Origin of the sequence: Pseudomonas sp. IT-93MI4 (genome assembly GCF_949767635.1) — a bacterium.
GTDB lineage: Bacteria > Pseudomonadota > Gammaproteobacteria > Pseudomonadales > Pseudomonadaceae > Aquipseudomonas > Aquipseudomonas putida_A.
Genome location: NZ_CATKPP010000002.1, coordinates 41784 through 56659 on the forward strand (window position 1 = coordinate 41784; position 14876 = coordinate 56659).

The 14876-nt window shown below is 57.9% G+C and carries 15 protein-coding genes, 5 tRNA genes and 1 riboswitch; of the genes, 6 read left to right on the forward strand and 14 right to left on the reverse strand.

Annotation, left to right across the window (positions count from 1 at the left end; all coding sequences use genetic code 11):
* The first annotated feature begins 3 nt into the window (after positions 1-3).
* Positions 4-618: a recombinase family protein gene (locus ACM6I7_RS01130; RefSeq protein WP_330206595.1), complete on the forward strand. Its 615-nt coding sequence runs from the start codon at positions 4-6 to the stop codon at positions 616-618.
* On the opposite strand, the gene ACM6I7_RS01135 is transcribed toward ACM6I7_RS01130, so the two are convergent.
* Complete coding sequence (locus ACM6I7_RS01135; protein WP_330206596.1) at positions 619-1437, reverse strand: hypothetical protein; 819 nt, start codon at positions 1435-1437, stop codon at positions 619-621. It abuts the gene before it with no gap.
* A gap of 159 nt (positions 1438-1596) precedes the next feature.
* Positions 1597-1673 (reverse strand) — tRNA-Arg (locus ACM6I7_RS01140).
* Positions 1674-1967: 294 nt separating this feature from the next.
* On the opposite strand from ACM6I7_RS01140, the gene ACM6I7_RS01145 reads away from it, so the two are divergent.
* Together ACM6I7_RS01145 and ACM6I7_RS01150 are read left to right on the forward strand one after the other, a co-directional pair.
* Complete coding sequence (locus ACM6I7_RS01145; RefSeq protein ID WP_027612268.1) at positions 1968-2198, forward strand: hypothetical protein; 231 nt, start codon at positions 1968-1970, stop codon at positions 2196-2198.
* A 20-nt stretch (positions 2199-2218) separates the two neighbouring features.
* Positions 2219-2398, forward strand: coding sequence for a PA3371 family protein (locus ACM6I7_RS01150; protein WP_027612267.1), 180 nt, complete (start codon positions 2219-2221; stop codon positions 2396-2398).
* Here ACM6I7_RS01150 and phnN read toward each other — a convergent pair.
* Entirely contained in the window at positions 2373-2942 is a 570-nt protein-coding gene (gene phnN, locus ACM6I7_RS01155; protein ID WP_330206611.1) for a phosphonate metabolism protein/1,5-bisphosphokinase (PRPP-forming) PhnN, read from the reverse strand. The genes ACM6I7_RS01150 and phnN overlap by 26 nt on opposite strands.
* 388 nt (positions 2943-3330) lie before the next feature.
* On the opposite strand from phnN, the gene ACM6I7_RS01160 reads away from it, so the two are divergent.
* Positions 3331-3657: an Arc family DNA-binding protein gene (locus ACM6I7_RS01160; protein ID WP_003178899.1), complete on the forward strand. Its 327-nt coding sequence runs from the start codon at positions 3331-3333 to the stop codon at positions 3655-3657.
* 231 nt (positions 3658-3888) lie between these two features.
* Here the strand turns inward: ACM6I7_RS01160 and mgtE are convergent, their stop codons facing one another.
* The gene (gene mgtE, locus ACM6I7_RS01165) at positions 3889-5331 is read right to left on the reverse strand and encodes a magnesium transporter (protein WP_027612263.1); all 1443 of its coding nucleotides are present in this window, start codon (positions 5329-5331) and stop codon (positions 3889-3891) included.
* A 321-nt stretch (positions 5332-5652) separates the two neighbouring features.
* Between mgtE and ACM6I7_RS01170 the strand changes: the two genes are divergently transcribed.
* Positions 5653-6171: a cell envelope protein SmpA gene (locus ACM6I7_RS01170; protein WP_414887810.1), complete on the forward strand. Its 519-nt coding sequence runs from the start codon at positions 5653-5655 to the stop codon at positions 6169-6171.
* 18 nt (positions 6172-6189) lie between these two features.
* Here ACM6I7_RS01170 and ACM6I7_RS01175 read toward each other — a convergent pair.
* From ACM6I7_RS01175 to ltaE, 8 genes are all read right to left on the reverse strand, one after another.
* Positions 6190-6266 (reverse strand) — tRNA-Arg (locus ACM6I7_RS01175).
* A gap of 72 nt (positions 6267-6338) precedes the next feature.
* Positions 6339-6415 (reverse strand) — tRNA-Arg (locus ACM6I7_RS01180).
* 71 nt (positions 6416-6486) lie between these two features.
* Positions 6487-6563 (reverse strand) — tRNA-Arg (locus ACM6I7_RS01185).
* A 107-nt stretch (positions 6564-6670) separates the two neighbouring features.
* Positions 6671-6761 (reverse strand) — tRNA-Ser (locus ACM6I7_RS01190).
* A 62-nt stretch (positions 6762-6823) separates the two neighbouring features.
* On the reverse strand, positions 6824-7012 hold the full coding sequence (gene csrA, locus ACM6I7_RS01195) for a carbon storage regulator CsrA (RefSeq protein WP_002554426.1): 189 nt from the start codon (positions 7010-7012) through the stop codon (positions 6824-6826).
* A 188-nt stretch (positions 7013-7200) separates the two neighbouring features.
* Positions 7201-8442: an aspartate kinase gene (locus ACM6I7_RS01200; RefSeq protein WP_025112914.1), complete on the reverse strand. Its 1242-nt coding sequence runs from the start codon at positions 8440-8442 to the stop codon at positions 7201-7203.
* A 90-nt stretch (positions 8443-8532) separates the two neighbouring features.
* Entirely contained in the window at positions 8533-11151 is a 2619-nt protein-coding gene (alaS, locus tag ACM6I7_RS01205; protein WP_098965156.1) for an alanine--tRNA ligase, read from the reverse strand.
* Between the two features lie 146 nt (positions 11152-11297).
* Positions 11298-12302 (reverse strand): low-specificity L-threonine aldolase, encoded by a 1005-nt coding sequence (gene ltaE, locus ACM6I7_RS01210; protein ID WP_414887811.1) that lies wholly within the window; start codon positions 12300-12302, stop codon positions 11298-11300.
* Between the two features lie 275 nt (positions 12303-12577).
* A riboswitch (FMN riboswitch) is annotated at positions 12578-12749 on the forward strand.
* 101 nt (positions 12750-12850) lie between these two features.
* Between ltaE and ACM6I7_RS01215 the strand changes: the two genes are divergently transcribed.
* Positions 12851-13360 carry a 6,7-dimethyl-8-ribityllumazine synthase gene (locus tag ACM6I7_RS01215; RefSeq protein WP_047599675.1) on the forward strand — a complete coding sequence of 170 codons (510 nt, stop codon included), beginning with the start codon at positions 12851-12853 and terminating at the stop codon, positions 13358-13360.
* A gap of 151 nt (positions 13361-13511) precedes the next feature.
* On the opposite strand, the gene astE is transcribed toward ACM6I7_RS01215, so the two are convergent.
* The gene (astE, locus tag ACM6I7_RS01220) at positions 13512-14522 is read right to left on the reverse strand and encodes a succinylglutamate desuccinylase (RefSeq protein WP_096795017.1); all 1011 of its coding nucleotides are present in this window, start codon (positions 14520-14522) and stop codon (positions 13512-13514) included.
* Between the two features lie 12 nt (positions 14523-14534).
* Positions 14535-14822: a hypothetical protein gene (locus ACM6I7_RS01225; RefSeq protein WP_007963090.1), complete on the reverse strand. Its 288-nt coding sequence runs from the start codon at positions 14820-14822 to the stop codon at positions 14535-14537.
* Positions 14823-14876: the final 54 nt, after the last annotated feature.

The window sequence follows — 14876 nt, forward strand, 5'->3', positions numbered from 1 at the left end:
ATCATGTTCATCCGCGCATACCTCCGAGCATCGACCGAAGAGCAGGACGCCGGCCGCGCCCGGGCATCGCTCGAGCAATTTGCCACCGACCATAACAAGGTGATCGCGAGCGTGTACCTGGAGAACGCCAGCGGAGCGTCGGCAGATCGGCCTGAACTGCTGCGCCTGCTCAAAGATGCGCGCAAGGGTGACGTCCTGCTGGTGGAGTCGATAGACCGCCTCTCACGCCTTCCTGTGGAAGATTGGCAGAAGCTCAAAGCTGCAATCGACTCCAAAGGCTTGCGCATCGTCGCGCTCGATCTGCCGACCAGTCACCAAGGAATGCAGGACACCAAAGGCGACGAGTTCACCGGCCGGATGTTGGGTGCCATCAACTCGATGTTGGTGGAAATGATGGCGGCAATCGCGCGCAAGGACTACGAGCAGCGCCGCGAGCGACAGGCCCAAGGCATCGAGAAGGCAAAGGCCGAGGGCAAGTATCAGGGCCGGCCAGTAGACACTGAGCTACACAAGCGCGTTAAAGAGTTACTAAAAGCCGGTTTAGGTATACGTGCTACCGCGCGGCACGCAGATTGCTCGACAACTACCGTTTTGAGAATCAGGGACGCAATATCCTAACTAGCCTTGGTCCTGTTTAGCGCGTACAAGCTGGCTCTCCATATCCTGAGCTTGACGGAGAGCCGCCTCACTAAAAGCCTTACCGTTCAATAGGTGCTCAAAAGCAACGAAAAGCAGACCTTCAAACTCTCTCCTCAACCAGTCATAACGATTCGACTGGAGGCAGCGAAATACATCGACTCGATTCTGGCCGAACGCCGACGCGATCAGACGCAGAACATTTTCGTCTCTGTACCATCTGCGATCTTCGTTTTTACCAGAAATCAGAAACAGTATTCTGCTCAAGAGACCATGGTAGGTCGCAAACAACGCCCAGATATACTCGCCTACATGAGGACGTATTTTTTCAGCGTCTCCAAACAATCGAGTGGACAATTCTACTGCGTCAATATCCAGCAGCCTCAGACGCAAGTCGTTCAGCGGGACAGTCTTACGCATATCAGTTAGCTCGTCGTCAGTGAGCACGTCGCAGACATAGAGCTCGCCTGGAATATAGTTCCGCGCCTGTCTAACGGCTTCCCACAAATTATCGACAGCGTCAATCTTCCGAGGAATTGTGGCCTTTTGGACGTCTGAGAAGGACAGCGCTGCTATTTTTAGCTTCTCAGCCTGTCGATCCACTTCCGACTTCAGAGCAGCAAGATCCAAGTCGCTCTGCGCCCTCAGCTCACTTTTTAGTCTTTCTAGTCGGTCATCGTATTCATGCTTGACGCTCGCTTTGAAGCGTTCCCCTATCCAGGTTCTGAGCAACCAGCCGAGTGCCGCCAAGAGAGCTGTGGTCACTCCTGCAGAAGCAAGTGTCGTCAGGGCGAAGTTCATTGGCGTATCCATACCTTTCCTTGATATGAGGTCACAGTTACGAAAAAGCCCTGCTAGGCACAATCCTGAACAGGGCTCTTTACATCTGCGATTGCTGCCACCCTGCTGTCACGGAAAAACCTCGCAACACGCTAAAATAGCTAGAAACCTTATTTTATATGGTGTCCCAGGGCAGGTTCGAACTGCCAACCTTCCCCTTAGGAGGGGGATGCTCTATCCAATTGAGCTACTGAGACACTGAGTTGTCGCGGCTGGACTCGGCGCGACGGACGGCGTGCATGTTAACGGCCAGCCCTTGATTTGTCATGTCGTCCGTGGGCTTTTTAAGTGTAGGCAGGCGCCCTGCAAGGTTGCGAGAACATTTACCGTGCAATTTGCACTACCTCAAAAAGCCATCATTGCAGATTGCAACCCGCGCCTTATGAAAAAACCTTGCAAATCCTTGTTTTTAAAGGACTTAACAGCAGTTAGACTGTTGGCACGACGGCTGCTTTGTCTGTTCTCACAACAGCACAAACGGAGTCCGCCCCATGAACAGCACTCTCCTGCTCGCAAACGCTATCGCACTGGCGGTTTTGGTTGGCTTTCATTTTGTTCCAGAGAGTGCTGAACCGGTAGCTCAGCGTATGCCGCATTATTTGCAGGTGCAGAAAGCGCCGCAGTTGGCGGTGCTGAGCGATCAGAGCGACTACGCGGCGCAGGCAGTCAATGAGCCTGAGCAAGCAATGCCGACGCGCGACACCGAACGTCTGGTTTTTTGAAATATCTTCAGGAGTACAGCATGTCCAGATCAGCCGCAGGATTTCTGATCCTCGCCTTATTGAGTGGCGTTGTGCATTTTTCGCTGTTCGAGGAAACCTCAGTCACCCTGCCCCTGATTGGCTGCGGCGTGTTTGCGGTGTTGTTTGTGCTGGCCCTGGTGGCCGGGCGCAGGATCAAGTTTGATCCGGTGCTGCGTTAAGACGGATCAAGCCCAGCAGTTGCTTGACGGCGTCCGCCAGGTCGCCCGAGTTGTCGATCAGATGCACGGGCAAGTCAGTTGCTCTTCTGTCCTTGAACAGCGCATTGCGCGCCAGCCTTGCATCGATCTGCTCAGGCGTCTCCCGCCCTCGTCTGAGCAGGCGCTCACGCAACACCTCATCCTTGACCGTCAGCAGCACCGGCAGCAGGCTTGGATAGCGCTCAAGCGCCTGACGCAGGTTAGCGCGTGAGCCGTTCACCACCACGGATCGCCCAGCGCGTAACCGCTCGTCCATTTCTGCCGGGATGCCATAAGCCAGCCCATTGGCCTGCCAGGCCAGCGCGAAATCCCCGGCTTGCTGGCGTCGCTCGAACTCTTCGGGCGTCACGCCGATGGCGTCCTCACCCACCGATTCCGCGGATCGGGTAATTACTCGACGCATGACTTCGCAGTTCAACTCGCGCAAAGGCTCACGCGCGGCCTCGATCAGGCTGTCCTTGCCTGAACCGGAGGGTCCCATCAGATAAATAAGCCTGCCATCCATCCTGAAAACGCCCTCCAACGGGTGTTTGCCCTAGTAAATCGGCAAATTGCCACTATCCTGTACAGGTAAGGAACAAGGATTGAAAGCCGCATAGCATGCACGTTCTGACGTCTTCGGACATCAACAGATGTGCACCCGGAAGCGGTCATTGATGCGGACCAAGGCAAAGTTTTCCAACCAGTCCGCATTTCTGATAATTGGTGCTGGCATTACGCCTTTACCCAGCTCAATATTTGTCACAGAATTGACGCCAATGATCTGGCAATTTTGAGGCATGATGCGCGCCTCTTAACAATTCAGGTTGAACCATTTGGCGCGGATGCTTGTCCTACCACACATCCTGCGGCCAATCCCGAGAACCGCTCCCCTGAACTAACCGGTTAAATATATGCGCCCATTGAAACAGGCAATTTATTCCAGCCGTACGGCTGACAAGTTCGTCGTACGTCTGCCAGACGGGATGCGTGAACGCATTGCCGAGGTGGCTCGCAATCATCATCGCAGCATGAACTCCGAAATCATTGCGCGCCTTGAGCAGAGTCTTATTCAGGAAGGCGCACTGGGCGAAGAGCTGAGCATGCGCCTGGACAGCCCGGAGCTTTCGCTGCACGAGCGTGAGCTGCTGCAACGCTTCCGTCAGCTGTCACACCGTCAACAGAACGCACTGGTGTCGCTGATCGCTCACGACGCCGAGATGGCCGCAGACGCGTCCTGAGCTACATCGAACATCTCAAGCCAGCTTAAGTGCTGGCTTTTTTTTACCCGGATTTTAATCACGACAATCCAAGGCAGACTTTGTGGTGAGGGGATTTATCCCCGACGGACTGCGCAGCAGGCCCTCTTCCGGGGTCGCTGCGCAACCCATCGGGGATAAATCCTCTCACTACAGATAACTACACAGGCACAAAAAAGCCCGCCAATTGGCGGGCTTTTGCGTTGCATAGAATCAGAGCAGGAAGATCGTCGCCAACCCCAGAAAGATGAAGAAGCCACCACTGTCGGTCATGGCCGTGATCATCACGCTGGCGCCCATCGCCGGGTCGCGGCCCATCTTGGCCAGCGTCATTGGGATCAACACCCCCATCAGCGCCGCGAGCAGCAGGTTGAGGGTCATCGCCGCCGTCATCACCACGCCCAGCGACCAACTGCCGTAAAGCAGGTAGGCGACCACACCGATCACCCCGCCCCAGACCAGACCGTTGATCAACGCTACCGCCAGCTCCTTGCGCATCAGACGCGAGGTGTTGCCGGTGCTGACCTGGTCAAGCGCCATGGCACGCACGATCATGGTGATCGTCTGGTTACCGGAGTTGCCGCCGATACCCGCCACGATCGGCATCAGCGCCGCCAGCGCCACCAGCTTCTCGATCGAGCCTTCGAACAGACCGATCACCCGCGACGCGACAAAGGCAGTGATGAGGTTGATCGCCAGCCACGCCCAACGGTTGCGCAGGGATTTCCAGACGGAGGCGAAGATGTCTTCCTCTTCGCGCAGACCCGCCATGTTGAGGACTTCGCTTTCGCTCTCCTCACGAATCAGGTCGACCATTTCGTCAATGGTCAGACGGCCGATCAGCTTGCCGTTCTTGTCGACCACCGGGGCCGAGATCAAGTCGTAACGCTCGAACGCCTGAGCCGCGTCATAGGCGTCTTCGTCCGGGTGAAAACTCACCGGATCGCTGGCCATGACTTCAGAAACCTGCTTCTCCGGGTCGTTGACCAACAGACGCTTGATCGGCAGCACGCCCTTGAGCACGCCGTCGTAATCGACCACGAACAGTTTGTCGGTATGGCCCGGCAGCTCTTTGAGCCGACGCAGGTAACGCAGAACCACTTCGAGGCTGACATCCTCACGGATCGTCACCATCTCGAAGTCCATCAGCGCACCGACCTGCTCCTCGTCATAGGACAGGGCCGAACGCACGCGCTCGCGTTGCTGCTGGTCGAGCGTCTCCATCAGCTCATGGACGACGTCTCGCGGCAGCTCGGAGGCCAAGTCAGCAAGTTCGTCGGCGTCCATGTCCTTGGCCGCAGCCAGGAGCTCGTGATCGTCCATGTCGGCGATCAGCGTTTCACGAACGGAATCGGATACTTCGAGAAGAATGTCGCCGTCTCGATCAGCCTTGACCAGTTGCCAGAGCGTCAGACGGTCGTCCAGCGGCAAGGCTTCAAGGATGTAGGCAACGTCGGCGGAGTGCAGATCATCGAGTTTGCGTTGCAGCTCGACGAGGTTCTGCCGGTGAACCAGGTTCTCGACCCGGTCGTGGTGCGCGCCTTCCTGGCGATGAGTCAGGTCTTCGACGACCTTCTGGCGCTGCAGCAGCTCAACGACCTGAGCCAGGCGATCCTGCAGGCTTTCCTGGGTTTTCTTTACTTCGATTTCGGACATAGGCGAACTCCACTCCCAGCAGCGGGGCACGCCGGAAGGATCAATCAGTCAATTCATGATTGGTGAAACGGGCTACTGAGTAACTACTGGGTAAGTCCATGGAGGTTTTCCATAAGCCCCGGCGGGGCTGACGGGCGCAATGATACACCGCCTGACGGTTTTAAACGTTAAAAAATCGCGGTCGAAACAAGTGCTTGCGCGACAAAGTTGAGCGCTGTCCTGACCCGTGCAGATGCGACGACTCATCTTGAAAAGAAAACACACCGGCGTTGAAAAATGTAGCGACTACCCTTGAGCGTAGACCGTCATGGAGGACGTCGAATGCTATCCAGAACATCCCTTTTTGTAGTCGCCAGCCTGCTCTGCCTGCCACCCGCCGGAGCCGCCACCACCCTTCACCGATGCGAGGCTGCCGACGGCGGCATCACCTTCACGACCCTGAGCTGTGCGAGCGACGAGCAGCTTTCAGAGCAACAGGTTCACCCTTACTCGCCCGGATCCGTCGTACCGATCATGCCGGAACACAACCATGAGGAAATATCCGGTATGACAATCAGGGGACGTGAACCGGGCATCGTTGGCCGCCTGGCGGACAAATGCGGCAACCTGATCGATGCCAGGCAGCGCCGCGCAGCAATCATCAATCAACGAGTGATTGCCGGCATGAGCCAACAGGATGTCGAGAGCGCGCTCGGCAAACCGGACAAGGTGAATATTCGAACGTCGACGACTAGCTATCGCTATGACCTGAAAAGAGGCCGAAGTGCTCAAGTCGATTTTGACGAGAAGGGATGCGTGAAAGGAAAAGCCAAATCGCAGGCAACAAAAAGCCCGCGTTAAACGCGGGCTTCTTGAATATGGTGCACTCGACAGGATTCGAACCTGTGACCGCTCGGTTCGTAGCCGAGTACTCTATCCAGCTGAGCTACGAGTGCATTTTGTGTTTTTAGACCAGATCACAACTGGTTGAAGCCGAGTTGCCTGTATTGCTACAAACGACTCTTAAATGGTGCACTCGACAGGATTCGAACCTGTGACCGCTCGGTTCGTAGCCGAGTACTCTATCCAGCTGAGCTACGAGTGCATTTGTGTTTTTAAACCAGACCACAACTGGCTGAAGCCGAGTTCTTTATATCGCTATAAACAACTCTTAAATGGTGCACTCGACAGGATTCGAACCTGTGACCGCTCGGTTCGTAGCCGAGTACTCTATCCAGCTGAGCTACGAGTGCATTTGTTGCGCCGCATTATAGCCCGTCTAATCTCTATTCCAACCACTTTTTCTAATAAATTCAACAACTTACAGAAAAAGCCAGATTACAACGTACTAAGCAAATAATGGCGGAGAACGGGGGATTCGAACCCCCGACACCCTTTTGAGGTGTACTCCCTTAGCAGGGGAGCGCCTTCGGCCACTCGGCCAGCTCTCCGCAACACGGGGCGTATATTAACCACCTTCTTCCCCGTTTGCAAACATAAAAATCGATAAAAATTAATGGCTTGGTTCTTCGTCCTTCTCTTTCTTTATACGCAGGTAAATTTCCTCACGGTGCACGGCAACCTCTTTCGGGGCGTTGACGCCGATGCGCACTTGATTTCCTTTGACGCCGAGCACGGTCACGGTGATTTCGCCATCACCGATAATCAGGCTTTCTGCGCACCGACGAGTCAGAATCAGCATACCTTTCTCCTCACGCATTTCATTTCAGGGACAACAGTCTGCAAAAAAAAGGCACCCGACCTACAACCGGAGCGATCGTAGCCCTACATGCCTGAGTATTGACCAGCGCGAGCAAAAGAACAGTTCAGGGCTCGCGCCATTCAAAAAATAAAGGGCGCGGTCAGACCGCGCCCTTCAGGTGACCGGATTTACTCGCCCTGACGGGCCGGCGCGTCCAGTTCGAAAGCCGTGTGCAGGGCGCGCACGGCCAGCTCCAGGTACTTCTCTTCGATCACCACGGAAACCTTGATTTCCGACGTCGAGATCATCTGGATGTTGATGCTTTCCTTGGCCAGGGATTCGAACATGCGGCTGGCCACGCCTGCGTGGGAACGCATGCCGACGCCGACGATCGAGACCTTGGCAATCTTGGTGTCGCCCACCACTTCCCGGGCACCGATCTCGCGAGCGGTGTTTTCCAGCACGGTCTGTGCGGCCTGGTAGTCGTTGCGGTGCACGGTGAAGGTGAAGTCGGTGGTGTTATCGTGCGCAACGTTCTGCACGATCATGTCGACTTCGATGTTCGCGGCACTGATCGGGCCGAGAATCTTGAACGCTACGCCCGGGGTGTCTGGCACGCCACGGATGGTCAGCTTGGCTTCATCGCGGTTGAAAGCGATGCCGGAAATGATCGGCTGTTCCATGGTTTCCTCTTCATCAATAGTAATGAGGGTGCCCGGACCCTCCTTGAAGCTGTGCAGTACGCGCAGCGGAACGTTGTACTTGCCGGCGAATTCCACCGCACGGATCTGCAGCACCTTGGAACCGAGGCTGGCCATTTCCAGCATCTCTTCGAAGGTGATCTTGTCCAGACGCTGAGCGACCGGCACCACGCGCGGGTCAGTGGTGTAGACACCATCGACGTCGGTGTAGATCTGGCACTCGTCAGCCTTCAAGGCAGCCGCCAGTGCCACGCCTGTGGTGTCGGAACCGCCACGGCCGAGGGTGGTAATGTTGCCGTGCTCGTCGACGCCCTGGAAACCGGCGACAACCACCACGCGACCTGCTTTCAGATCACCGCGAATCTTCTGGTCATCAATCTGCAAGATACGCGCTTTATTGTGCGCACTGTCCGTCAGGATCCGCACCTGATTACCGGTGTACGACACCGCCGGCACACCGCGCTTGATCAGCGCCATGGCCAACAGGGCAATCGTCACCTGCTCACCGGTGGAGACGATCACGTCCAGCTCACGCGGAACCGGTTGCACGTCGCCACTGATTTGCTTGGCCAGATCGATCAGACGGTTGGTTTCGCCGCTCATTGCAGACAGCACAACCACCAGGTCATCGCCGGCATCGCGGAATTTCTTAACCTTGTCGGCGACCTGCTCGATTCTCTCGACAGTGCCGACCGAGGTGCCTCCAAATTTCTGTACGATCAAAGCCATTTCAAAGCCGCCTCTGCCCATGAAGGGCGCCCAATAATCACTCGAACAGCCGCCGGACCCGCCACTAGACTGCGGACCCGGCGGGCCGTCTTATAAACCCTGCTCGACGAATGGAACGGTCAGCGCCAGTGCGCCATCCAGTGCGCCGGCGTCAACACCGCCGCCCTGCGCCATGTCCGGACGACCACCGCCCTTCCCGCCCACTGCCGCAGCAGCCTGTTTCATCAAATCACCGGCTTTGAGTTGGCCAGTCAGGTCTTTGGTTACGCCTGCAACCAGTACGACCTTTTCCTCATGGACACTGCCGAGCAGGATCACTGCGCGGCCGAGTTTGTTTTTCAGCTGATCGACCAGCGCCAGCAGCGCCTTGCCATCCTGACCATCCAGGCGTGCGGCCAGAACCTTCACGCCCTTGACGTCGACTGCCGAGTTCGACAGATCGTCGCCCGCGGCGCTGGCAGCCTTGGCCTGCAACTGCTCGAGTTGCTTTTCCAGCGCGCGGTTGCGCTCCAGCACGGCCGACAGCTTGTCGATCAGATTGTCGCGGCTGCCCTTGACCAGGTTGGCCGCTTCCTTGAGTTGTTCTTCTGCAGCGTTCAAGTAGGCCAGTGCCGCAGCACCGGTGACTGCCTCGATACGACGCACACCCGATGCCACACCGCCTTCGCTGATGATCTTCAGCAGGCCGATGTCGCCGGTACGGTTGGCGTGGATACCGCCACACAGCTCGACAGAGAAATCGCCGCCCATGCTCAGCACGCGCACGTTGTCGCCGTACTTCTCGCCGAACAGCGCCATCGCGCCTTTCTGCTTGGCGGTTTCGATGTCGGTTTCTTCAGTTTCAACTGCGGAGTTCTTGCGGATCTCGGCGTTGACGATGTCTTCCAGCGCTTTGATCTGCTCCGGCTTGATCGCTTCAAAGTGGCTGAAGTCGAAGCGCAGACGCTGGCTATCCACCAACGAGCCCTTCTGCTGAACGTGCTCGCCCAACACCTGACGCAATGCAGCGTGCAGCAAGTGAGTTGCGGAGTGATTCAGCGAGGTCGCGTGACGCACCTCGGCATCGACGTGGGTTTCCACTGGCGCGCCGATGGTCAGGCTGCCGGAATCCAGCACGCCGTGGTGCAGGAAGGCGCCGCCGGTCTTGGTGGTATCACGGACGTCGAAACGCGCGTTGCCCGCCTGGAGGAAACCGCAATCACCGATCTGGCCGCCGGATTCAGCGTAGAACGGCGTCTGATTCAGCACGATCACCGCCTCTTCGCCTTCACTCAGGACGTCGACCGACTGGCCATCTTTATAGATAGCGACGATTTTTGCCGAACCGCTGGTGTCTTTGTAACCGGTGAACTCGGTGGCCACATCAACCTTGACCAGGGTGTTGTAGTCCAGACCGAACGAGCTGGCGGAACGCGCACGAACACGCTGGGCTTCCATTTCACGCTCGAAGCCGACTTCGTCGACGGTCAGGCCGCGCTCGCGAGCGATGTCGGCCGTCAGGTCCATCGGGAAACCGTAGGTGTCGTAGAGTTTGAACACTACGTCGCCCGGCACCACGGTGCCTTTGAGTTCCAGCAGATCCTGCTCGAGGATTTTCAGGCCGTGCTCCAGGGTCTTGGAGAACTGCTCTTCTTCGGCCTTGAGTACGCGCTCGATGTTGCTCTGCTGCTTCTTCAGTTCCGGGAAGGCTTCACCCATCTCGGCGACCAGCGCAGCGACGATCTTGTAGAAGAAGCTGCCAGTAGCGCCGAGCTTGTTGCCGTGACGGCAGGCGCGACGAATGATCCGACGCAGCACGTAGCCGCGACCTTCGTTGGACGGCAGCACGCCGTCGGCGATCAGGAAACCGCAGGAACGGATGTGGTCGGACACCACTTTCAGCGACGACTGGTCACCATTCTCGCAGCCGATCGCTTCAGCCGAGGCTTTGAGCAGGTTCTTGAACAGGTCGATGTCGTAGTTGGAATTGACGTGCTGCATCACCGCACTGATCCGCTCCAGGCCCATGCCGGTGTCGACCGACGGCGCTGGCAACGGATGCAACACGCCATCGGCGGTGCGGTTGAACTGCATGAACACGTTGTTCCAGATCTCGATGTAACGGTCGCCGTCTTCTTCCGGCGAACCCGGTGGGCCGCCCCAGATGTGGTCGCCGTGATCGTAGAAAATCTCGGTGCATGGGCCGCACGGGCCGGTATCGCCCATGGTCCAGAAGTTGTCGGACGCGTAAGGCGCGCCTTTGTTGTCGCCGATACGGATCATGCGCTCGACCGGCACGCCGATCTGCTTGGTCCAGATGTCATACGCTTCGTCATCGGAGGCGTAGACGGTGACCCAGAGTTTTTCCTTCGGCAGTTTCAGAACGCCGGTCAGGAAGGTCCAGGCGAAGGTAATCGCATCGTGCTTGAAATAGTCACCGAAGCTGAAGTTACCGAGCATTTCGAAGAATGTGTGGTGACGAGCGGTATAACCGACGTTTTCCAGGTCGCTGTTCTTGCCACCGGCACGCACGCACTTCTGGCTGCTGGTTGCGCGGGTGTAAGCGCGCTTTTCCTGGCCCAGGAAGCAGTCCTTGAACTGGTTCATCCCCGCGTTGGTGAACAGCAGGGTTGGGTCGTTGCCCGGAATCAAAGAGCTGGAGGCTACACGGGTGTGGCCTTGCTCTTCGAAGAAGCGAAGGAAGGCTTCACGGATTTCTGCGCTTTTCATTAGGTTCTTCCACGGAGGCTGCGGCCAAAGGCCTGTACGAAACGTCAACAGACGAAACGACGGCAAAGGGCCGCATTATATCGGCCCTTCGCGCGGGGTACAGCGTGTTTATACGATAGTAACGGTCAATTGGACGGCTAACGCTGTCACTTGCGCGAAAACTCGACGAATGTCGCGATCACTTGCTCGATTTGCGAGCGACTGACGTCCATGTGCGTGACCATGCGCAAGCGCGCAGCGGCGCTCAACTTGATCCCGCGTTCGGCGGCAAACGCCTTGAGCGCTTCGGCCTGATCGCCCATTTGCACGTAGACCATGTTGGTCTGCACCGGCTCGACGCTGAACCCGGCCTCGCGCAAGCCTTCGGCCAAAAACCGGGCGTTGGCATGGTCATCCGCCAGGCGCTCAACGTGGTGATCCAGCGCATACAGCCCCGCCGCTGCCAGCAACCCGGCCTGACGCATGCCACCGCCGACCATTTTGCGCAGGCGGCGGGCCTTGCCGATCAGCTGCTCAGTGCCACACAGCACTGAACCGACCGGCGCGCCGAGGCCCTTGGACAGGCACACCGATACCGAATCGAAATGTTGCGTGATCTCGCGAGCATCCACCCCGAGCTTGACCGCCGCGTTGTACAGCCGCGCGCCGTCCAGATGCAGGGCCAGACCGTGGTCTTGGGTGAATTGACGCGCGCGGGCCAGATACTCCAGCGGTAACACTTTGCCCTGCATGGTGTTTTCCAGCGCCAGCAGCCGGGTACGGGCGAAGTGAAAGTCATCGGGCTTGATCGCCGCTGCTACGTGATCCAGATCCAGCGAACCGTCGGCCTGCACTTCCAGCGGCTGTGGCTGGATCGAACCGAGCACCGCCGCGCCGCCGCCCTCGTACTTATAGGTGTGCGCCTGCTGGCCGACGATGTATTCGTCGCCACGTTCGCAGTGCGCCATCAGGCCCAACAGGTTGCTCATGGTGCCGGTCGGCACGAACAGCGCGGCGGCGAACCCCAGGCGACTTGCCAGTTCCGCCTCCAGACGATTGACCGTCGGATCTTCGCCGTACACATCGTCACCGGTAGCCGCCGCCGTCATCGCGTCGAGCATGGCAGGAGTCGGTTGGGTGACGGTGTCGCTGCGAAGATCGATAACGCTCATGAACCTGGCCTCTGGTCAGCAGGGGAAATCCCTTTTCGAAGGTGAATTACTGCGGTCATGGCGCCGATTAATCAACCCTTGAATGAGAAAAAGCACATTACTCCTTGAAAGGACGCAACCCAATGTGGGAGCGAGCCTGCTCGCGAAAGCGGTCTGTCAGTGACACATCTGCTGACTGACACATTGCTTTCGCGAGCAGGCTCGCTCCCACAGGTTCTGTGCAAGGCCGGAAAATATGTGATAAAAACGCTGCGCCGCCCGAGAAAGGGCGGCAAAAACGTTCTCAGGGCGGGGTGCAATTCCCCACCGGCGGTAATTGCGCGCAATGCGCATAGCCCGCGAGCGCTTGGCGACGAACACGGCAAAGGCTGTGATCGGCGACAAGGTCAGCAGACCCGGTGTGATTCCGGGGCCGACGGTCATAGTCCGGATGAAGAGAGAACGGGATTGACGCCAATGGGCCGCCCGCGCGCTTGTGTGCTCGTGCGTACCCTTGAATCCCTTTCAATTCATAACGCCCTGTTTTTCACACAAACAGGAGTCAGAACATGCAACCCACCGCTATCGACAGCAAAACCAAACACCCTCACGGCGAGCGCGTTGCGTTCATCCAGGCCTGCTGGCACAAGGAAATCGTCGACCAGAGCCGTAAAGGCTTCGTCGCCGAAATGCTGGCTCAGGGTTATCAGGAATCGGACATCGACTTCTTCGAAGTCGGCGGCGCCTTTGAAATGCCCCTGCACGCCAAGTTGCTGGCCAAAACTGGCCGTTATGCCGGCATCGTCGCGGCCGCTCTGGTCGTGGATGGCGGCATCTATCGTCACGAATTCGTCGCCCAGTCAGTGGTCAGCGGCCTGATGCAAGTGCAGTTGGAAACCGAAGTACCGGTGTTCTCGGTGTCCCTGACCCCGCACCACTTCCATGCCGGTGAAGAACATCAGAAATTCTTCTTCGAGCATTTCGTGCACAAGGGCCAGGAAGCGGCGCGGACTTGCGCGGATACGCTGCAGAAGGTTCGTGCGTTGCGTCGCAGTGAGCCGCGAGCTGTAGCGGTCTGAGCCTGTCTGGGTCGAGCGCGGCCCCAAACCTCACTCAAATCTAAATGTGGGAGCGGGCTTGCTCGCGAAAGCGGTGTGTCAGTGACGAATCTGTGTACTGACACACCGCTTTCGCGAGCAAGCCCGCTCCCACATGGGGTCTGAGGTGTTCTCAGGATAAGTGTTCGTCGGTGGCCGGCACGATCAGGATGCCCGCACGCAAGCCGTTCTTGACCTTGGGATTAGGGAAGATGATCCGCGCGCCCTCTTCCTCGATGACCCAGCGGGTATTGGCCAGATCTTCGGCCAGCACATAACCCACATCCAGTTCGGAAAAGTTTTCGATGTCCGCTGGCAGGTTCAGGCGGAACGCATCGCTGTGCTTGATGATTTCCCGGGCGACGCTGAACAGCTGCAAACCATCCAGTCCCTCTGCTGCCAGATCCGGCTCATTGCCTTCGATGATCTGCTTCAGACGAGTTTCCAGACGTGAAACATCCACCCCTTCGTTCTGCCCGAACGGCCGCGCCTTGCCCAGTTCCAGGGTGAAAGCCTCGGCACCGAGCTTGTCGTAGGTGTAGGAACTGAACACGATCGACGGCTTGTTCTGCAGCAGCACCGCTTCCATCCCGGCGGCGCGCAGACGCGCCAGCTCGCGGCGCGAATGCTGGCGACCTTCCTTCCACGGATACAGCGCGAACTGCTCGATCTTCGAACCACGAATGGCGGTGTGCAGGTCGTAGTGCAGGCGCTGCCGATCCGGCAGGCTGAAGAAGCTCGCCGCCAGCCGTTCCAGCTCGCAGGCGCGGATGGCTTCGGAACCGCTGGTTTGTTCATGCCGGCCGTTGAACAGCCGATTGACGTCCTGCTCGACGAAGCGCTCGCCCTTGCGAATCGCTTCCGGGTTGCCGAACAGGAACAGAATGCGTGCACGCGGCTTCAGATCGCCGCGAGCGATGTCATGCAGCAGCCGATCGAGCAACTCGATCGGCGCTGTTTCATTGCCGTGGATGCCTGCCGACAGCAGCAGGTCCAGGCCATTGTCACGCGCTTCGGGAGGCCGGACTTCCAGCGCACCCTCGCTCAACCAGCGCATGCGCACGCCTTCGACAGTCAGTTGAGTCTTCTCCGCCGGTTCGCGGCCGGCGAGGGTCAGTTCAAGCAGTTTGCCGAGGGCGAGCATAGAGCGGTTTCCTTAGTGATCGTGGTTGCAATCCGGGCCGTGCACGTGGTCTTCGTCACCGACTTCAGCCGGTTCCATTTCCAGTTGCAGACTTACCAGATTAGTTGCCAATGGGCGCAGCAGCAGGTTGGCGTACTCTTCGTCACCTTCCTCGACGTCCACGCCGATCAGCAGTTGGCCACGGCCGTCCTGCTGGATCCACAGCTCTTTGCCTTGCCACATGACCGCGACGCGGGTGCACGAGGTTTGCAGTTGCGTGCCGTCGGTGTCTTCAAGGATCAGCTGCAGGGAATCGCTCATGTTTTTACTCTCTTGGGGAGACAAGCCGCGCGCCGCGTTCAGGCAACGCGCCGG